Source organism: Luteimonas deserti (assembly GCF_013425765.1).
In the GTDB taxonomy this organism is placed as follows: domain Bacteria; phylum Pseudomonadota; class Gammaproteobacteria; order Xanthomonadales; family Xanthomonadaceae; genus Luteimonas; species Luteimonas deserti.
In genome coordinates this window covers 81056-100129 of record NZ_JACCJZ010000014.1, presented here as the reverse complement: position 1 = coordinate 100129, position 19074 = coordinate 81056, and the positions used below count along the sequence as shown (strand labels likewise).

Sequence of the window (19074 nt, the reverse complement as noted above, 5' to 3'; positions counted from 1 at the left end):
CCCGACTCCGGTCGACCGCCGGGCCGGCCGCACGACGTGCCGTGGTCCGCTCCCGCATCGCGGCATGCACGCGCGAGCCAAAAAAAACGCGCCCCGAAGGGCGCGTCATCCGGTGGACCGCTCGCGCGGCTCAGCGCCAGATCGAAACCTGGTCCGCGGCCGGCCGCATCATCGCGTCGCCCGCTTTGCAGGCGAAGGTTTCGCTGAAGGCGGGGAGGTTGGAGACCGGCCCGTTCGCGCGCCACTGGCCCGGGGCCTGCGGCGCGGTCGCCGCGGCGCGGGTGGCCGAATCGCTGGCCACCTGCTGGCGCCACATCTGTGCCCAGCCGCGGAAGAAGGCTTCGCGCCCGTCCTTGGCCAGCTCGGGGCTGGCGCGCAGCAAGGCGTCCCACGCGAGCTCGACGCCGGCGAGATCCGCGGCGTTCTCGTCGCGGGTGCGGGCCCCGTCGACGTTCACCGCGCTCAGGCCCGGATAGGGATAGGCGTTGTACTGCGCGACCAGTCGGTCGGTCGCCTGCAGCCAGGCCGCATCGTCGGCCGGGGTCCACCAGGTGCGCACGGCTTCGCGGCTGTCGACGAACTTGCCCTTCACATCGACCGCGCGGCTCAGCTCGTGGCCGACCAGCGCACCGAAGGTGCCGTAATGGCTCGCGGGGTCGCCCGCGGTGTCGAGCACCGGCGGCTGCAGCACGGCCGCCGACACGATGAGGCGGTTTTGCGCCGGATCGTAGGCCAGTGCGGGCGACTGGGGCAGCACATCCCAGCGGCGCGCGGCGTTGGGCTGACCGATGCGACGCATCTCCTGCGCATGACGCCAGGTGGAGGCGATCAGCATGTTGCCGCCGAAGCTGCCGCGACCCATCGGCGGCATCGTGAAATCGATGTCCTCCACCGGCGCGCCGATCTCCAGCTTGAGGTTCGCGACCTTGGCCGTGGCTTCGGCTTTCGCCGCATCGCTCATCCACGTGCTGCGCTCGACGCTTCGGGCGAGTGCGTCGCGCACCTGACCGGCGATGGTTTCGGCGCGGCTGCGGGTCGCGTCCGGCAGATGGCGGCCGACGTATTCGCGGGCGAGCATCGGTCCGGCGGCGCGGTTGATCGCACCCAGCACCAGCTGCTGCCGTGTCGGCTGCGCGTTTTCGCCGCGCAGGATGCGGCCGTGGAAGTCGAACTCGGCGTCGCGGAAGCTCTTCGAGAGGTAGGGCGCCATGGCATCGCCGATGTGGAAGCGCAGATAGGCCTTCCACTGCTCGGGCTTGAGCGAATTGACCAGCAGATCGAGATGCTGGAACAGGGCCGGGTTGGCCAGCGACACCTGCTCGGCCTGCACGCCTTGCGCAGCGAGGAACTCGCCCAGCTGCAGACGGCGGTACTGCTTGCCGAGGTCGGCGGTGGCAACGAGCGCATACTGCGAACGCGGATCGCGCAGCTCGGCGTTCGGACGCGACACGGCGGCGATCCGGCGCTCGAGATCGATGACCAGCGCGGTATCCGCCTCCAGCCGCGCCTCGGGCGTGCCGGCCAGGGTCAGGATGTTGCGCACGTACTGGGTGTACTGGGCGACGATTTCCTGGGTCCTGGCGTCGCCACGGCTGTAGTACGCCGGATCCGGCAGCCCGAGTCCGCCCTGGGCGAAGTAGCCGAGATGCCGGCTGAGATCGTCGACGTCGACCTCGGCGCCGAACTTGAACAGCACCGGGATGCCGACCTGATGCAGCGCCGCGATCGCCGGGGCCACGTCGCGGTTGCGCCGGATGCCGTCGATGCGCGCGAGCAGCGGTGCGATCGGGCGTGCACCGTCGGCTTCCACCGCCGCCTCGTCCAGGCCGCTCGCCCAGAAGTCACCAAGCAGCCGCTGCAGATCGTTCTGCGGCGCCTGCATCGCCGCGTTCAGCAGATCGTGCTGCTGCTGGAGCGCGGTGGCCTGCAGCTCGCCGAAGGCCGAACGCGTGCCCTGGCCGGCGACCAGCACATTGGCTTCCAGCCACGATGTGTTGACGAAGGTGTAGAGGTCGCTGCAGGCGGTGACCGGCGGCGGGGCCTTCGGCGCCGCGGCGCGGCGGCGCTGCTGGGCGTCGGCATCGGCGCTCAGGCCGACCAGCAACGTGATCGAGGCGGCGAGCAGGGCGGGGCGTGCGAACGTGTGCAGGATCGGCATTGCGGAATCCGTGGGCGTGAGGCGCGCAAGTCTAGCAAGCGCAGCACCCCGGGACCGTGCGCCAGGCGGCCACGCGCGCCGTCCGCACCCCGGCAACGGAGCCGCTCCGCGGACGCGGGCGAGTCCCCGGGCCGGTCGTTGCCGGCATCCGCCGGCATGGCGCCCGTCGGCAAAAAAAAGCCCGGCATCGCTGCCGGGCTTTCCGTCGTCACGTCTTCCCGGTCACCAGATCACGACCTGACGGTCGCCGTCGCGGACCATCGGATCGCCCGCCTTGCACGAGAACGCCGCGGCGAAGGCCGGCAGGTTGGACGGCGCGCCGATCGCGCGGAAGTTGGCCGGCGCATGCGAGTCGGTCTTCAGGCGCACGTCGAGCTCCTTCGGAGTGAAGTTGCGCCGCCACACCGTGGCCCAGTTGAGGAAGAAGCGCTGGTCGCGCGTGAGCCCGTCGGTCATCGGGTCGGGCGTGTCGCCGGCCGCCTTCTTCATCGCGTCGTAGGCGGTCGCCAGGCCACCGAGGTCGGCGATGTTCTCGCCCAGGGTCAGCGTGCCGTCGACATGCTTGCCCGGCGCCGCCTCGTAGGCATCGAACTGCGAGGTCAACAGATCGGTGCGGCTGGTGAAGCCGGTCGCATCCGCCGCGGTCCACCAGTTCTCGAACTTGCCGGTCGGCCCGAAGCGGCTGCCCTGGTCGTCGTAGCCGTGAGTCATTTCGTGGCCGATCACCGCGCCGATGCCGCCGTAGTTCATCTCGTCCGATGCCGCCGGATCGAAGAACGGCGGCTGCAGGATCGCGGCCGGGAACACGATCTCGTTCTGCAGCGGGTTGTAGTACGCGTTGACCGTCTGCGGCGTCATGCCCCACTCGGTCCTGTCGACCGGCTTGCCGATCTTCGACAGCATCCACCTGTGATTGAACGCGTTCGCCGCGAGCACGTTGCCGATGTAGCTGTCGCGCGAGGTCTGCAGGCCGCTCCAGTCGCGCCATTTGTCGGGATATCCGATCTTGGGCGTGAACGAAGCCCACTTCTCCATCGCGCGCGCCTTGGTCTCGTCGCTCATCCAGGCGAGGTTCTCGATGCGCAGCTTGAGCGCCTCCGACAGGTTCGCCACCAGCGCTTCCATCCGCGCCTTGGATTCGGCCGGGAACGCCACCTGCACATAGAGCTGGCCCAGGGTCTCGCCGGCGTGCTCGTTGAGCGCGCCGAGCACCCGCTTGCCGCGCTCGCGCAGTTCCTTCTGGCCGCGGAGCGTCTTGCCGTAGAACTCGAAGTTCTCCTGCACGAAGGCCTCGCCGAGATAGGGCGAGGCGTCGTCCACGAGATGGAAGCGCACGTAGCTCCGCCAGTCCGCCACCGGCGTGTCGCCGAGCATCGCGCTGACTTCCCGGTGGAATTCGGGGATCGCCAGCGAGAACTTCTCGGGCACTGCGATGCCCTGCGACTCGAAGAAGCGCGTCCAAGGGAAATTCGGCGACAGCGCATCGGCCTGCGCGGGGGTGACCGGGTTGTAGAACAGCTTCACGTCGCGCGACATCTCGACGCTCGACTTGGACTTCGAGGCCAGACGCGTCTCGAACGCCAGGACCGCGCCGGCCTGCGTCGCCGCGTCGGCGGCCGGCACGCCTGAGAGTTCGAGCACCCGGGCGATGTGGGCGACGTACTGGTCGCGCACCTCGGCCTTGTCGGCATCGGTGTAATAGGTGGTGTCGGGCAGGCCCAGGCCGCCCTGCATCGCGTAGGCGATATTCATCGTGGGCGCGTCGAAATCGGCTTCCGGGCCGAAGCCGAACAACGGCCCTTCACCACGCGCATAGGCCTGGCGCAGGTACTCGGCCACCGCCGGCCCGTCAGCCAGCGCGTCGATCGCGGACAGGCGGTCCCTCAGCGGTTCCACGCCCTGGGCGTTGATCTTCGCCTCGTCCATGCCGGTGGCCCAGAAGTCGCCGACGATCTTCTCCACGCCGGTCGCCCCGGTGTCCGCCGCGGACTGCTCGGCGAGCTGGCGCTGGATCGCGGTCGAGCGCTCGTCGAGCATTTCGAACGCGCCCCACGACGAACGGTCGCCAGGGATGGCATTGGCCGCCAGCCACTTGCCGTTGGCGTAGCCGTTGAAATCGGTGCAGGCGTTCTTGCTGGTGTCGAGATCGCCGACTTCGAACCGGTTCACGCCCGGCAGGGTGCTCTCGTCGAGGGTGAGCGTGGCGGGTGCGCGGGCCGGCGCGGCATCGGCGGCCGGTGCGGTGTCCTGGCCGCCCGAGCAGGCGGACAGCGCCAGCACGACCGAACAGGTCAGCAGCAGGCGCTTGGGAGCGGTGGCAATCACGGGAATCTCCGGAAGGGTAGGACCACCGGGCGACGCCCGGGGTGGCCGCACTCTACGCCTGCGCCCGGACACGCTGAGGGTGTCGAAGGTCACGGCCCCGGGGCTGGCCGCAGCCGACCGCCGGCCCGGCCGCGGGCTCAGGCCGGCGGGCCGTCGCCAGCCTGCGCCGCGTCGTTGAGCCGCCGCCCCTCGCGTCGTGGACGCGTCAGCGGAGCCGGTCTGGGGGCGGGCGCCGCGGTGTTGTTGAGCAGCAGCGGAATGCCCGCGCGGGTGTCGTTGCTGGCGAGTTCGAGCTCGAAGCGTTCGGCATCCAGGCGGCGCACCTGGGCGGCGATCGCATCGGCCTCGTCGGCCGGAACGTCCAGGGCGCGCAGCGCCGCGGCGCCGAACAGCACGGCCGATTCGAAGGTCTCGCGCACCTGCACATCGACACCGGCGTTGACGAGCTTCAGGGCATGCTCGCGATCGTAGGCGCGCACGAGCAGTCGGGCCTGGGGAAACGCGTCGGCCGCCAGCTCGACGATCCGGTCCGCCGCATCGCGGTCGTCGACGCAGACGGCGATCGCGCGTGCGCGGTGTGCGCCCGAAGCGTGCAGGACGTCGAGCCGGGTGCCGTCGCCGTAATAGACCTTGAAGCCGAACTCACCCGCGCTCTGGATCATCTCGATGTCGGTATCGATGATGGTCACATCCACGTCCCGCGCCAGCAGCGACTGGCTCATGACCTGGCCGAACCGGCCGAAGCCGATGATCAGCACGCTGCCGCTCTGGTCCGCCACCGCATCGACGCCGTCGAGCGTGGCCGTCCCGCGGCGCGCGGTGAGCGGGCCGCTGGCGAGTACGAACAACGGCGTCACCGCCATCGACAGCACGACGATGGCGGTGAAATTGGCGTTGACCGTCGCGTCGACCAGGCCGCTTCCGGCCGCGGCCGCGAACAGCACGAACGCGAACTCGCCGCCCTGGGCCATCAGCACCGCGCGTTCGAGCGCTTCGCGGTGGGCACTGCGGGTGAGGCGCGCGACCACGTAGATGCAGGCGGCCTTGGTCGCCATCAGCGCCAGCACGCCGGCCACGATCAGCGGCCAGTTGCTCGCCACCACGGCCAGGTCCAGCGCCATGCCGACGCCGAGGAAGAACAGCCCGAGCAGGATGCCGCGGAACGGCTCGATGTCGGCTTCGATCTGGTGCCGGAACGAGGATTCCGAGAGCAGCACACCGGCGATGAACGCGCCCATCGCCATCGACAGCCCGCCGAGCTGCATCAGCAGCGCCGCGCCCAGCACCACCAGCAGCGCCGCCGCGGTCATCACCTCCCGCGCCTTGGCTGCGGCGAGGATGCGGAACATGGGGTTGAGCAGGTAGATGCCGGCGACGATCAGGGCCACCAGCGAGCCGATGCCGATCCCGACCGAAGCCCAGCGCGACGCCGCGTCCACGGCCGTCGCCTGCGCCGGGGCCATGAATGCGATCAGCGCCAGCAGCGGCACGATGAGCAGGTCCTCGAACAGCAGTATCGACACGATCTTCTGCCCGTGCGGCAGTGCGATGTCGCCACGCTCCGACAGCAGCTGCATGACCACGGCGGTCGAGGTCATCACGAAGCCGGACGCGCCGACGAACGCCACCGCGCCGGTGAAGCCGAACGCGCGCAGAACCAGGGTCAGCGCTGCGATCGCCAGCACGATCTGCAACGCGCCGAGACCGAAGATCTGGCGCCGCAGGCTCCACAGGTGCGACGGGCGCATTTCCAGCCCGATCAGGAACAGGAACAGCACCACGCCGAGTTCGGCGACATGCAGGATCGACTGCGGATCCGAGAACAGGCCGAGACCGAACGGCCCGATCGCGAGCCCCGCGGCCAGATAGCCGAGCACCGAGCCCAGGCGGAGCTTGCGGAACAGGGGCACTGCGACCACCGCCGCGCCGAGCAGCGCGACGACCTGGATCAGCTGATGGGTGGTCTCGTGCGCGGCGTCGCTCATGGCGTCAGCGCCGGGGTGCGATGGCGGAGAGCAGCAGAAAACCGCCGGCGATCGCGATGTTCTTCATGAAGTGCAGCAGCTGGACGTCGCGCGCGCCCGCGCGGACCGCCCAGAACGGGTGCGACATCACCGCATCGGCCACGAGCAGGGCGACGGCCGCCAGCGCCGTCCAGCGCAGGTGCCAGCCGGCGAGGATCAGCACGCCGAGCAGCAACTCGCAGACGCTCAGCAGCAGCGCCACGTTCGACAGCGCAACGCCGTTGAGCGCGGCCCAGATGCGCCAGGCGCCGAGCACGACGAACAGGCTGGCCAGTGCCCAGCGGGCGGCGGTGATGGCGGCGCCGTGCGCGCCGGACCCGGAAGCCATGCGAAATCCCCCTTCTGCTGAATGGCGCGAGCGTGCCACAGGCTGGGCGGCCCGCCCAGCGCCGGCGAGGCGACGCTGCATTGCACGCAGCTGAGCGGCAGTGAAGCGGATGCATCACGGCCCTGCACGCACCGGCGCATTGGCGTAGACTGCGCGGGTTCTGCTCGCGGTCGCCCACCGAACGTCCTTCCGGACCGAGGTCACGATCCTGGTATGCCGCCGACGCGCCGCGTCGCACCGGTTCTTACCCCCGCACGTCTATCGTCGCGCAGACACGGTCCGGGTCGTTTCCCGTCACCGTCACATCGGTACTCGCAGCGCGGTTCGCAGGATAGCTCCGGGTCCATCGCCATCGCACGGCCTGTCGGCTGTCGTCCGCGGAATGCGGACCGCCGGGGCAGGCGCTGGCTTACAGGAGCATCAAATGACCACGTTCGAAACCCTCGGGCTGTCGCCCGCGTTGCTGCGCGCGCTCGCCGAAACCGACTACACGACTCCCACGCCGATCCAGGAGCAGGCGATTCCGTTGATCCTCGGCGGCAACGACGTTCTGGGTGGCGCCCAGACCGGCACCGGCAAGACCGCCGCGTTCGGCCTGCCGCTGCTGCAGCGCCTGGCCAAGGAAACCCCGCCCAAGGGCCCGCGCAAGCCGCGCGCGCTGATCCTGGTGCCGACCCGCGAACTCGCGGTGCAGGTCGCCGAGAACCTCAAGACCTACGGTCGCCATCTGCGCATGAACGTCACCACGATCTTCGGTGGCGCCGGCATGCAGCCGCAGATCGACAACCTGCGCCGCGGCGTCGACGTGCTGATCGCCTGCCCGGGCCGTCTGCTCGACCACATGGACAGCGGCCACGCCAAGCTCGACGCGGTCGAGATCCTGGTGCTCGACGAAGCCGACCGCATGCTCGACATGGGCTTCCTGCCGCAGATGAAGCGCATCATGAACCGCGTGCCGAAGCAGCGTCAGACGCTGCTGTTCTCGGCCACGTTCGAGCCGCGCATCAAGGCGATGGCGCTGGAGTTCATGCGCGATCCCAAGCAGGTGCAGGTGGCGGCCAACAGCACGATCGCCGAGACCATCGCGCATCGTGCGCATCCGGTCGACAACAACCGCAAGCGCGACCTGCTGGTCGAACTGCTGTCCAAGCGCCACACCGACCAGGTGCTGGTGTTTGGCAAGACCAAGCACGGGTGCAACCGCCTTGCCGAGCAGCTGGCCGAGTCGGGCCTGCCGTCCGTCGCGATCCACGGCAACAAGAGCCAGGCGCAGCGTCAGAAGGCGCTGGACATGTTCAAGTCCGGCCGCGCCCGCATCCTGGTCGCCACCGACGTGGCCGCGCGCGGTCTCGACATCCCGAACCTGCCGCTGGTGATCAACCACGACCTGCCGATGGTGGCCGAGGACTACGTGCACCGCATCGGCCGCACCGGCCGCAACGGCGCGTCGGGCGAGGCGCTGTCGCTGGTGTCGCCGGAAGAGGGCGGCCTGCTGCGCCAGATCCAGCGCATGCTCAACGCCGAGATCACGATGGACGTGGTCGAAGGCTTCGCGCCGAGCCAGCCGGTCCGGCTGGACGCGCCGATCCCGAAGAACGGCGGGGGCCAGCGTCGCCAGCCGTCGGGCGGTCGTCCGGGTGCGCGCATGGGCGACCAGGCCCCGGGCGGCCAGCGTCCGCCGCGCAAGGCTTCGGGCAACCGGGGTCATGGCAAGCCGGCCGATCGCGGCGCTCACGCGCATGCCGGTCCCAAGCAGCACCGTCCGGGAGCGGGCCGTGCGCAGGGCGCGCGCCCCGCGACGCGCGCCTGACCCCCGCGCCCAGGCTGCAGTGACACGTGACCCTCTCCCGGCTCCGGGGGAGGGTTTTTTTTGTGCTTCGCCTTCAGGCGCGGTGATCCGCATGTGACCGGCGCGGCGCGGTCCGTCATCCCGGAGACATCGCGCGATTCGCGGCGCGACGCGATGCGGGACGCCGTCGCCGCCAGGCCGGAGACGACGGCAGCCGTGCTTCCGGATCCGGACGGCGCGCGCCGTGCACCGGGCTCGGACCCGAAAGCCATGTTCGGCCTCCACAGCGCCATCGGATGCACGGCAGGTGCGGCGAGCGACGTCGGGGATCGGCGACGACCGCCGTGCGCGCCTCGTGGCGACCGCGGGTCCACACGCAGCGGGCCTGCCGGTTGTCCGGCAGGCCCTCGTGTTCGCCGCTGCCTCACGCGACCCTGGAAAGGCCGGATCTTCCGCTCAGACGGCGCGGTTGGTCCTGCGCCGCTTCGCAGGCGCCGCCCCGGCGGTCTTGCGGGCAGTCTGCGCGCGCGTGACCCCAGGTGCCTCGCCGGCTGGCGGTTTCGCCTGCGTACCGGCGGCGGGCGCGGACGCATGGCGCGCGATGAAGTCGCGCACCTGCGGATAGACCTGGTTGCGCCAGCGACGGCCGCTGAAGATGCCGTAATGACCGGCGCCTTCGACCGTGATGTGCGCGCGGTGCGCGGCAGCGACGCCGGTGCACAGGGTGTGCGCGGCCTGCGTCTGCCCGGCGCCGGAAATGTCGTCGAGTTCGCCTTCGATCGTCAGCAGCGCCGTGCCTGTGATCTGCGAAGGGTCGACCCGCTCGCCAGCCACGTCCCAGCGGCCGCGCGGGAGGAGATGCTGCTGGAACACCACGCGGATCGTGTCCAGGTAGTACTCGGCCGGCATGTCGAGCACCGCGTTGTATTCGTCGTAGAAACGGCGGTGCGATTCCGCGTCCTCGTCGTCGCCCTTGAGCAGGTTCCGGTAGAAATCCCAGTGCGATTCGAGATGACGTTCGGGGTTCATCGCCATGAAGCCCATGTGCTGCAGAAACCCCGGGTAGACCATCCGCCCGCGGCCCGGGTAGTTGGCCGGCACCGGGTGGATCACGGTCTGTTCGAACCACTCCAGCGGCTTCTCGGTCGCCAGGTTGTTGACCGAGGTCGGCGATTCCCGCGTATCGATCGGACCGCCCATCATCACCAGCGAGCGCGGCGTCGGCTCGCCACGCCCGGCCATCAGCGACACGGCGGCCAGCACCGGCACCGTAGGCTGGCAGACGCTGATCACGTGCAGGTCCTCGGCACCGATGTGCCGGATGAAGGCCTCGATGTAGGCCACGTAATCGTCGAGCGAGAAGGCGCCGGCCTCGGCCGGCACCATGCGCGCGTCGATCCAGTCGGTGATGTAGACCTTGTGGTCGCGCAGCAGGGTGCGCACGGTGTCGCGCAGCAGGGTGGAGTGGTGGCCCGACAACGGGGCCACCACCAACACGGTCGGCTGCGCCTTAATCACTTCGAGGTGGGCGGGATCGTCGGTGTAGCGCTTGAAGCGCAGCAGTTTGCAGAACGGCTTGACCAGGGCGTCGAGCTGGACCACCGGATAGGTCCGTTCGGTGTCGTCGTTGTCGACCGCGTGGATGCCGAAGGCGGGTTTCTCGTAGTCCTTGCCGATGCGGTAAAGCAGCTCGTTGGCCGCCGCGACCCGGTCCGCGCCGGGCACCTGGGACAGCCACGTCGTGTCCGCACCGAAGGCCCGCGCGGTCGCATCGGCCAGCAGCGTCCACGGCTTCATCCAGGCGCGGCCGAGTTCGTGCATCTGGTAATACAGCATGGGGTAACGAGTCCGGTGGTGTTGCGTTGCAACATAGTGTAATCGCGATGAATCGCGGCTGCTGCGCCACCCGGGCAGGCGGGCCGGCAGGCCGGGCCGTGCGACGGATCCGCCAGCAGGAGATCGGCGGCAACTGGCGGATCTGGAGCCCGCAGACGGTCAGCCGGCCGCTTCGAGGGCGGTCGCCGCCTCTGCGCGGGCCGGCGACAGCCAGCAATGCGACCCCAGTGCCCGGAAGCCGACGGTCGCGAAGCGTTCGCGGTAGAAGCGGGCCGGCCGCGGCTTGAACCCGTCGGCATCGCCGTCGACACCGTCCTCGCGGGTGAACGTCTCGAGAAACGCGACGCCGCCGCACAGCTCGCCCAGTCCCGGCAGGCCACGGTCGAGCTCGCGCGTGTCGAGGTAGTGCAGCACGTCGCTGCACACCAGCAGATCCACCGGTGGGCAGGGCCGCAGCAGCGCGAAGTCCGCGAAGCGCGCCCGATGCAGATTGCGTGTGCGGCCGAAGCGCGACACCGCGTAGTCGCTGCTGTCGAAACCGATGTAGTGCACTCCCGGGCGCAGCTTCGACAGTGGTGCGCGCCACGCGCCCTCGCCGCAGCCGACGTCGAGCACGCTGCGCACGGGGCGTTCCAGATGGTATTCGGCGGTGGCGACCGCCAGTGCCACCTTGCGCGCCAGACGCGCGGGGCCGCCGATGTCGCCGCGGCGGTACCAGCGGTCGAAATAGGCGCGGTCGTAGTGTTTGGTCATGGGGCACCGGCTGGACAGGGGCAGGCAGTCTAGACGGCCGCCTGCGCCGACGCGGCCGCGGTGGCATGTTCGGAGATGCCGTCGACGCGTGCGATGCTGTGCGCCCCGAACGGAGCCAGCACGATGCAAGCCTATCTGTGGGTCAAGACCTTCCACCTCGTCTTCGTGATGGCCTGGATCGCCGCGGCGTTCTATCTGCCGCGCATCCTGATCAATCTGGTGGAAGCCGGCGGGACGCCCGCCGTACAGGCACGGCTCGTGCTGATGGGATGCCGCCTCTATCGCTTCGGTCACGTGATGCTCGGACTCGCGCTGGTGCTCGGCCTGGTGCTGTGGATGGGTTACACCGTGATCACCGATTTCCCGACGATGGCGCCGATGGGCGCCGGCGCCGGCTGGCTGCACGCCAAGCTCGCCCTCGTGGTGCTGCTGGTGGTGCACTTCGTCTTCGCCGGCCGCTGGCTCAAGGGCGTGGACGCGGGCCGCGCGCTGCCCTCGACGCGGGCCCTGCGCTGGTTCAACGAAATTCCCGTCCTGCTGCTGGTCGGCGTGGTCTGGCTGGTGCTCGCCAAGCCGTTCTGAGCGACGTCCCCGACGGCCTCAGGCCGTGACCGTGGCCGCCTGCGTGCGGTCGTCGACGACGCGGTTGCGACCGGCATGCTTGGCCCGGTACATGGCGTCGTCCGCACGGCGCAGCAGCGCCACCGGGTCGTCGTCGCCCGCGGTGAGCGTCGCGGCGCCGATGCTCGCGGTGATCTGAAGCGCGTCCGCGCCGACCGCCTTGCCGGCATCGGCGATGCGCAGCCGCATCGCCTCCAGCCGGGTCCTTGCGCCGGCCGCGTCCACCCCGGGCAGCAGCACGAGGAACTCCTCACCGCCCATGCGCACGACATCGTTGCGATGGCGGACCTCGGTGAGCAGGGCCTCGCCGACCGCCACCAGCACCCGGTCGCCGGTCTCGTGACCATGCGTGTCGTTGATGCGCTTGAACAGGTCGACGTCGATGAAGCCGACCGACAGCGGCGCGCCCGAACGCCGCGCGGCGGCATAGCAGCGCTCCAGTCGCGCCAGGCCCGCGCGCCGGTTGGGCAGTCCGGTCAGCGGGTCGGTATCGGCGAGCTGGCGCATGCCGTCGCGCTGGGCGCGCAGCTGACCGAAGTGGCTGGTCAGGGTGTAGGCCATGACGATCAGGAACCAGGTCAGGCCGAGCTGCACGAGCTCCACCCGGAACTCCATCGCCCATTGGCCGACACTGCGTGCGGGCAGGCACAGCGCGAGGATCGGCGCCGCCGCGGCGAGCGCCGCGCAGGCCCGGCGGTCGCCGCGCAGGATCGACAGCACGGCGACCGCCGTGAGGCCGATCACCGACACCAGGAACACTAGGTCGAGCAGCCACCACACCGGGCGCAGCGCCGCGTGCGGCAACAGCGGGACAAGCAGGCCGACGCCCACCAGGAGGCGCACGCCCCAGCGCACGGCCAGGCGCAGGCGCGGCCAGCGGCCGACGATGCCCGACTGGCTCCACAGTCCATAGAGCAGGGCGGCGAACCCAAATGCGGTGAAGGCCACCTGCCACCACGGCTCGGAATCGCCCACCGGAAGCCAGGGCCGGGGATAACCGGTGAGTCCGTTGAGCGTCGCCTGCCAGAGCATCAGGCACACGCACATCGCCGCGTGCACCAGAAACATGCGGTCGCGCGCGCCGATGAAGCCCATCAACGCCGAGAACGCCAGCGCCAGCGCGATCGCCAGACACGCGGTGCGCACGACCAGGCGCAGGGTGTCCTCCTGCTGCACCGGGCTCGGACCCCCGATGCGGATGGTCGGGATCCAGTGCTGTTTGACCGGAGGCGTCCAGCCCACGCGGACCGGATCGCGGGTGCCGGCAGGCGGTACGACCACCAGCCCCACGCCCGAGCGGAAACGGGAGTCGCGCGTGCGCGCATCGTGCATGCGCCCACAGACCACGCGGTCGCCCAGCCCCACCATGACTTCCCCGGCAAACACGTTGAACACGCTGATCGCCTGCGGCGTGCCCGACCAGCCCCCTGCCGGCGCCGGAATCTCGACCTGCTCCAGCGTCGACAGCACGTCGGGCTCGCAGCTGCGCATGGGCGTGGTGTCGGATGTCGGGGCGCCACCCAGCACGTAGGCCGGTGGCGCGGCATGGACGCAGATTGAAGCCAGCAGCAGCGCCGCCAGCACGAGCAGCCGCCGTCCTACCGTATCCAGTCTGGTGTGCCCCATCCGCCATCCCCCCGGGCTCACCGCCCGCTTCGCCCGATGCAAGATGCGTGCCCGGATGCGTCAGCCGGCCCGCGGCGGGCGGTGCACATCGTGGGTGGCCACGCCGACATCGCGGTCGGGCAGGTCGAACTACGCGGGGTGGCGCAGGGTGCGGTGCATGTCGCGCAGCCCGGTCTCCCAGTGTTCGCGCAGCGGAATCTGCCCGAAGGCGTAATCCTTGTTCTGCTGCTCGTGCACCTTGGTGCGATAGATCAGATGGATGATGTTGAACACCCGGTCATCGAGGTAGGGCGCCAGCACGGTTTCCAGATGCGTCGGCAGGCGGCCGCCGGGCGCATGCGTGATCAGCTCCTTGAGCGCGCTGCGCAACGTCTGCGCCAGTTCCACCATCTGCGTGCCGTGCCGGGTGCGGCTGGAGAAGCGGATATCCTTCATCCGCTCAAGCACGTCGAGCAGGGTGCGCGGCCGCGGCCCATGCGCGCTCCACAGGTCGACCTGCAGCACGAGGGTGTCCTCGTGCGGCCGGCAGTCGAGGATGTACTCGAGCGGCGTGTTGGAGACGATGCCGCCGTCCCAGTACGGCTCGCCGTCGATCTCCACGGCCGGGAACGCAGGCGGCAGGGCGCCGGAGGCGAGAATGTGTTCGACCCGGATCGGTTCGCGGAGGCTGTCGAAATAGCGGAAATTGCCGCGGGTCACGCTGGTCGCGCCCACCGTCAGCCGCACGCTGTGGTCGCGGTTGATGCGGTCGAAATCCACCATGCGCAGCAGGGTCGCCCGCAGCGGCGAGGTGTCGTAGAAACTCGTCGCGGCGTCGCTGCCGTCCGAGAACAGCATGGGCGACAGCGCCCGTGACTCGAAGAAGCCGCGCTGACCCTGCAACAGGGCGCCCATGGCGCTCATGCCGCGTGCCCAGCCGAGCAGTGCGGGATCCTCCGGCAGCGACGCGATCGCGGTACGCACGGCCAGCGCCGGCAGTGCGAACGGCCCGGCCGGCTCGGTGATCTCGTCCCAGAACGCGTGCAGCGCCGCGATGCGGTCGGCCGGCGCGTTGCCGGCCAGCAGGGCCGCGTTGATCGCACCGATCGAAATACCTGCGAACCAGTTCGGCGCGATTCCGGCGGTGTGCAGGCCTTCGTAGACACCGCACTGGTAGGCGCCGAGCGCGCCGCCGCCCTGCAGCACCAGCGCCACGGTGGGATAGCGCGCGACGCGCTCGCAGATCGCGTCGTCGCGGGCCGGCGCCGGCGTGCTCATTGCATGAACCAGCCGTGGCTCACGACGATGCTCTGACCGGTCAGTGCGTTGGTCTCGAACGCCGCCAGCGTGAGCGCGACGGCCGCGACGTCGTCGACGGTCGTGAACTCACCGTCCACGGTGTCCTTGAGCATCACGTTGCGGATCACCTCGTCCTCGCTGATGCCCAGCTCCTTCGCCTGCTCGGGGATCTGCTTGTCCACCAGCGGCGTGCGCACGAAACCCGGGCAGATCACGTTGGCTCGCACGCCGTAGGCCGCGGCTTCCTTGGCCACGGTACGGGCGAGGCCGAGCAGCCCGTGCTTGGCGGTGACGTAGGGCGCCTTGAGCTTCGACGCGGTATGCGAGTGCACCGAACCCATGTAGATGATCGCGCCGCCGGTCCCGCGTGTCTCCATGTCGCGCAGGCACTCGCGCGTGGTCAGGAACGCGCCGTCGAGATGGATCGCCAGCATCTTCTTCCAGTCCGCGTAGCTGAAGTCGGTGAGCTTGTTGACGATCTGGATGCCGGCATTCGACACCAGCACGTCGATGCGGCCGTAGTGCGCGACCGCCTTCGCGATGCCGTCGACGACCTGGGCTTCATCGGTGACGTCCATCGCCACGGCCAGTGCGTCCCCGCCGGCGTCGCGGATTTCGGTCGCGGTCGCCTCGGCCGCGTCGAGCTTGAGATCGGCGATGACCACCTTGCCGCCGGCCGCGGCGTAGACCTCGGCGATGCGCTTGCCGATGCCGCTGGCCGCGCCGGTGACAACGCAGACCTTGCCGTCGAGACGATTCATGCTGCCGCTCCAGTGCACTTGGGGAGCGCCCAGCCTAACGGGTCGATGTGTCGGGCCGCGTCGTACCTTGGTGCGACGCGCTCGATGGCACCGATGATGCAGTGCCGCGACACGCGGGCGCAGCGGGCTGTCCATCCCCGCGACGCTGACCGGCGCAGCGGACCGGTTCCGAGGCGTGCCGACGTCGGTCGGCGGGCTCCCGCGCGCAGCGGGCGCCGGGGCCCTCACGCGGCGCCGGTGCTGCCGGCGGGTGGGCGTCGTGCGACGAGTCCGCGACTCACTCCGCGCGCGGCACCCCTGCGTTCACCGGTGCCGTCGTCGGCAGGGTCACCGGCACGCCGTCGGCGTTGCAGTGCCCGCGCGCGCACAGATGCGTTCGCAGCGCCGGGGTGGCCTGCACGATCAGGTGGTAGACGACGTTCTGTTCCACGGTGCCGCGCACGGCCTCGCTGCCCGGGCCCCGCGCCCAGATGCCGACGTCGTCGCCGCCATGGGTCTCGCTCTTCATCGGCACCAGCGCCTCCTGCATGAAATCCGGATGCGCGGTGTCCACGCCGCCGAGGTCGGGCCGGCCGTGGGCAGGCGACATGCGGGCCGGCTGGTACAGATGGGTCTTGGGACCGGCCGGCTGACGGTCGCTGGCACCGGCATGTCCGGGCCCGTTGGCGTAGACCAGGGTGGTGTAGGGCAGCCCGGTCGCATCCAGCGCGTAGGCGTCGGGGTCGTCGTCCTCGCTCATGCGCCCGCGCACCTTGCCGAGGATGGGATTGCCGCGGGTCGGGTAGCCGACGAAATTCAGCGTGTGCGAATGGTCGGCGGTGACCAGGATCAGGGTGTCGTCCGCGGACGTCAGCTCGGCGGCCACCTGCACCGCACGCGACAGCGCGACGGTTTCGTCGAGCGCACGGAAGGCGTTGCCCTCGTGGTGGGCATGGTCGATACGGCCGCCCTCGACCAGCAGCACGTAGCCGTCGCGCTCGCGCGCCAGGCGCTCGATCGCGAAGCGGGTCATCTCGGCGAGTTCGGGCTCGCCCGCGTCGCTGCGGTCGCGGTCGTGCTCGTACTGCATGTGGTCGTCGCCGAACAGGCCGAGCACGGCATCGGCGTCGCGCGCGGCGCGCAGCTGCGCCGTAGTCTGCACGAAGGCACCGCCGGGGTTCGCCGTGAGCCACTCGTTCGGCAGATGGCGGCCATCGCGCCGACGGCCGCTCGTCCCGTGGTGCGCGGGATCGCCGGCGCCGGCCGGCAGGAACTCGCGGCGGCCACCCCCCAGCAGCACGCGTGGGCCGCCGCCGGCGGGGAAGTCCAGCAGTTGCTGGGCGATGTCGCGACAGCCCGCGGCCCGCGCCGTCGGCGGAAGACTGGCGTCGCTTTCCCAGTTGCGGTCGGGGACGTGCGCATAGGTCGCGGCGGGCGTGGCGTGGGTCAGGCGCGTGGTGGTCACCACGCCCGTGGCCAGGCCGGCCTCGTCGGCGAGGCGCAGCCACGACTGCAGATGCCGCCCGAGGCTGTCGGCGCAGTCGAAGCGGTTGCCTGACGACACTCCGATCGCGCCCATGTGCGACTTCACCCCCGTGGCCATCGCGGTCATCGTGCCGGCGGAGTCGGGCGTCTGCGAGTCCGTGTTGTAGGTCTTGCTGAGCGCCGTATGCGGGAAGTGCTCCCAGCTCAGCGCGTGTTCCTCGCCGCTGCCGCCCCGGCGCTGGCCGTCCAGGATGCGCGCGGCCGCCACCGTGGTCAGGCTCATCCCGTCACCGACGAAGAGGATCACATTGCGCGCCCGGCCCGCGGTGGCGCCGTTGGCGGCCGCGCGTGCGGCGCCGCTGGCGTACCACCACTCCGCTGTCTCGTCGGCGCGGCCATGCGCGCGGGGAACCTCCACGGGTGCGGGCGGGACGGCGTTGCAGGTGGGGTGGCGGTGAGGCGATGCACCGGTCGCGGCGCAGGCGGCGCAGAGCAGGGTCAGGGCGCAGCTGACGCCCATCGAAAGCAGACGCATGGAGACGGGGTTCCGGTCGAAAGCCCGACAAGTATGACGGGCCCGGGTGACGGCTTGCCGGCGTCGCGGGCCGTGGACGCCGGCTGCGCTGCGCGAGGCTGCGGCACGCTGTTGCATATCTGGGATGCTGGCGTGCCGATGCGGGCATCGCCAGCACCGATGCGCTCACGTATGGTCGCGTGTTCGTCGTCTCGGCAGCCGTGCATGAAAGCTCTGGCCTGGTGGTTCAGGATCCCGTTCTGGCAGCGCGTGCTCGGCGCGTTCGTGCTCGGTGCGCTGGTGGGCTGGCTGCTGGGACCGGCGGCCGGTCCATGGCTGCAGCCGCTGGGCACGCTGTACGTCAACCTGATCCGCATGATCGCGGTGCCGCTGGTGTTCTTCGCGGTGATGAACGCCGTCGCCGCGCTGCACGGGCAGCAGTCGATCGCGGCGCTCGGCGGCCGCACCTTCGGCTGGTTCGCCGCCACTGCGGTGCTGGCCGTCGGGGTCGGGTTCGCCGTCGCCTACACCTTCAATCCGGGCCTGAGCGTCGAAGCCGGCTCGCTGACCGTCGCGGCCGACTACACGCCGCGCGAGGTGCCGACGCCGGTCGAGGTGCTGCTGGGCGTGATCCCGACCAACCCGTTCGCGGCGCTGTCGGAAGGGCGCATCCTGCAGGTGATCTTCTTCGCCGGGCTGGTCGGCTTCGCGCTGGTGAGGCTCGGCGAACGCGTGGCGGCATTGCGCACGCTGGTCGGACAGGCCAGCGACGCGATGATCCAGGTCACGCGCTTCGTGCTCGAGCTCACGCCGATCGGCACCTTCGGCCTGATCGCCGCGCTGGTGGGCACCTACGGCTTCGAGCGGCTGCTGCCCCTGGGCAGTTTCGTCGTCGCGCTGTACGTCGCCTGCGCGCTGCACATCGTGCTCGTCTACGGCGGCCTGCTGCTGGCGCACGGGCTCAATCCGCTGAAGTTCCTGCGCGGCGCGGCCCCGGGCATGCAGGTCGCCTTCGTCAGCTCGTCGAGCCTGGCCTCGATGCCGGTGGCGCTGCGCAGCGTCACCCACAACCTCGGCGTCAACCGCGACTACGCCGCCTTCGCCGTGCCGCTGGGCGCGACGATCAAGATGGACGGCTGCGGCGCGATCTATCCGACGCTCGCGGCGGTCTTCATCGCGCAGTATTTCGGCATCGAACTGAGCTTCGCCCAGTACGCGGCGATCCTGCTCGCCTCTGTGCTCGGCAGTTTCGGCACCGCCGGCGTGCCCGGTACCGCGGTGGTCATGGCGACCGTGGTGCTGTCGGCAGCCGGTCTGCCGCTCGAAGGCCTGGGCCTGCTGCTGGCGATCGACCGCGTGCTCGACATGATGCGCACGATGACCAACGTCACGGGCCAGATGCTGGTCCCGGTGCTTGTTGCGCGCGAGACCGGGCTGCTCGACCGCGGGATCTACGAGGCGGCCAACCGCGAGATCGGCCTGGCCGACGTCGAGGCCGGGACGCGGAACTGAGCGCGTCTGCGTGACCGCGTGGTCGCCAACCCGACCCGGGGCGATATAGTCGGGATCGAGCCCCGGGGGCGGGGCGGACCAGGGA

The 19074-nt window shown here is 70.3% G+C and carries 13 protein-coding genes; 3 read left to right on the top strand and 10 right to left on the bottom strand.

From position 1 onward, the window contains the following. Nucleotides 1–130: 130 nt before the first annotated feature. The 4 genes from H0E82_RS07770 to H0E82_RS07755 form a co-directional block, all read right to left on the bottom strand. A complete protein-coding gene (locus H0E82_RS07770) occupies nucleotides 131–2158 on the bottom strand; it encodes a M13 family metallopeptidase (protein WP_180544894.1) in 2028 nt (675 codons plus the stop codon). A 222-nt stretch (nucleotides 2159–2380) separates the two neighbouring features. Beyond that, the gene (locus H0E82_RS07765) at nucleotides 2381–4459 is read right to left on the bottom strand and encodes a M13 family metallopeptidase (protein ID WP_180544901.1); all 2079 of its coding nucleotides are present in this window, start codon (nucleotides 4457–4459) and stop codon (nucleotides 2381–2383) included. A gap of 161 nt (nucleotides 4460–4620) precedes the next feature. After that, on the bottom strand, nucleotides 4621–6468 hold the full coding sequence (locus H0E82_RS07760; protein ID WP_180544893.1) for a monovalent cation:proton antiporter-2 (CPA2) family protein: 1848 nt from the start codon (nucleotides 6466–6468) through the stop codon (nucleotides 4621–4623). Nucleotides 6469–6472: 4 nt separating this feature from the next. Then, the gene (locus H0E82_RS07755) at nucleotides 6473–6835 is read right to left on the bottom strand and encodes a hypothetical protein (RefSeq protein ID WP_180544892.1); all 363 of its coding nucleotides are present in this window, start codon (nucleotides 6833–6835) and stop codon (nucleotides 6473–6475) included. A gap of 424 nt (nucleotides 6836–7259) precedes the next feature. Here H0E82_RS07755 and H0E82_RS07750 point away from each other — a divergent pair, with 424 nt between their 5' ends. Further along, nucleotides 7260–8645: a DEAD/DEAH box helicase gene (locus H0E82_RS07750; RefSeq protein ID WP_180544891.1), complete on the top strand. Its 1386-nt coding sequence runs from the start codon at nucleotides 7260–7262 to the stop codon at nucleotides 8643–8645. Nucleotides 8646–9080: 435 nt separating this feature from the next. Here H0E82_RS07750 and H0E82_RS07745 read toward each other — a convergent pair whose 3' ends face one another. Beyond that, nucleotides 9081–10457 carry a polyhydroxyalkanoate depolymerase gene (locus H0E82_RS07745; protein ID WP_180544900.1) on the bottom strand — a complete coding sequence of 459 codons (1377 nt, stop codon included), beginning with the start codon at nucleotides 10455–10457 and terminating at the stop codon, nucleotides 9081–9083. A gap of 162 nt (nucleotides 10458–10619) precedes the next feature. Beyond that, nucleotides 10620–11213 (bottom strand): class I SAM-dependent DNA methyltransferase, encoded by a 594-nt coding sequence (locus H0E82_RS07740; protein ID WP_180544890.1) that lies wholly within the window; start codon nucleotides 11211–11213, stop codon nucleotides 10620–10622. 123 nt (nucleotides 11214–11336) lie between these two features. Between H0E82_RS07740 and H0E82_RS07735 the strand changes: the two genes are divergently transcribed. Then, entirely contained in the window at nucleotides 11337–11795 is a 459-nt protein-coding gene (locus tag H0E82_RS07735; RefSeq protein WP_180544889.1) for a HemJ family protein, read from the top strand. Nucleotides 11796–11813: 18 nt separating this feature from the next. Here the strand turns inward: H0E82_RS07735 and H0E82_RS07730 are convergent, their stop codons facing one another. The 4 genes from H0E82_RS07730 to H0E82_RS07715 all read right to left on the bottom strand — a co-directional run bounded on the left by H0E82_RS07730 (nucleotide 11814) and on the right by H0E82_RS07715 (nucleotide 17498). Then, nucleotides 11814–13460, bottom strand: coding sequence for a sensor domain-containing diguanylate cyclase (locus tag H0E82_RS07730; protein ID WP_180544888.1), 1647 nt, complete (start codon nucleotides 13458–13460; stop codon nucleotides 11814–11816). Nucleotides 13461–13589: 129 nt separating this feature from the next. Beyond that, the gene (locus tag H0E82_RS07725) at nucleotides 13590–14717 is read right to left on the bottom strand and encodes a patatin-like phospholipase family protein (protein WP_180544887.1); all 1128 of its coding nucleotides are present in this window, start codon (nucleotides 14715–14717) and stop codon (nucleotides 13590–13592) included. Further along, the gene (locus H0E82_RS07720; protein WP_180544886.1) at nucleotides 14714–15499 is read right to left on the bottom strand and encodes a 3-hydroxybutyrate dehydrogenase; all 786 of its coding nucleotides are present in this window, start codon (nucleotides 15497–15499) and stop codon (nucleotides 14714–14716) included. Before H0E82_RS07720 ends, H0E82_RS07725 begins: the two co-directional genes overlap by 4 nt. Nucleotides 15500–15776: 277 nt before the next feature. Further along, nucleotides 15777–17498, bottom strand: a complete 1722-nt coding sequence (locus H0E82_RS07715) for an alkaline phosphatase (protein WP_180544885.1) — start codon at nucleotides 17496–17498, stop codon at nucleotides 15777–15779. 204 nt (nucleotides 17499–17702) lie between these two features. Here H0E82_RS07715 and H0E82_RS07710 point away from each other — a divergent pair, with 204 nt between their 5' ends. After that, nucleotides 17703–18989, top strand: coding sequence for a dicarboxylate/amino acid:cation symporter (locus H0E82_RS07710; RefSeq protein ID WP_180544884.1), 1287 nt, complete (start codon nucleotides 17703–17705; stop codon nucleotides 18987–18989). Nucleotides 18990–19074 lie beyond the last annotated feature (85 nt).

Coding starts and splice junctions, on each gene's coding strand:
- H0E82_RS07760 (WP_180544893.1), bottom strand. CDS start 6,468: ATGAGCGACGCCGCGCACGAGACCACCCATCAGCTGATCCAGGTCGTC.
- H0E82_RS07770 (WP_180544894.1), bottom strand. CDS start 2,158: ATGCCGATCCTGCACACGTTCGCACGCCCCGCCCTGCTCGCCGCCTCG.
- H0E82_RS07750 (WP_180544891.1), top strand. CDS start 7,260: ATGACCACGTTCGAAACCCTCGGGCTGTCGCCCGCGTTGCTGCGCGCG.
- H0E82_RS07755 (WP_180544892.1), bottom strand. CDS start 6,835: ATGGCTTCCGGGTCCGGCGCGCACGGCGCCGCCATCACCGCCGCCCGC.
- H0E82_RS07730 (WP_180544888.1), bottom strand. CDS start 13,460: ATGGGGCACACCAGACTGGATACGGTAGGACGGCGGCTGCTCGTGCTG.
- H0E82_RS07715 (WP_180544885.1), bottom strand. CDS start 17,498: ATGCGTCTGCTTTCGATGGGCGTCAGCTGCGCCCTGACCCTGCTCTGC.
- H0E82_RS07740 (WP_180544890.1), bottom strand. CDS start 11,213: ATGACCAAACACTACGACCGCGCCTATTTCGACCGCTGGTACCGCCGC.
- H0E82_RS07725 (WP_180544887.1), bottom strand. CDS start 14,717: ATGAGCACGCCGGCGCCGGCCCGCGACGACGCGATCTGCGAGCGCGTC.
- H0E82_RS07720 (WP_180544886.1), bottom strand. CDS start 15,499: ATGAATCGTCTCGACGGCAAGGTCTGCGTTGTCACCGGCGCGGCCAGC.
- H0E82_RS07710 (WP_180544884.1), top strand. CDS start 17,703: ATGAAAGCTCTGGCCTGGTGGTTCAGGATCCCGTTCTGGCAGCGCGTG.
- H0E82_RS07735 (WP_180544889.1), top strand. CDS start 11,337: ATGCAAGCCTATCTGTGGGTCAAGACCTTCCACCTCGTCTTCGTGATG.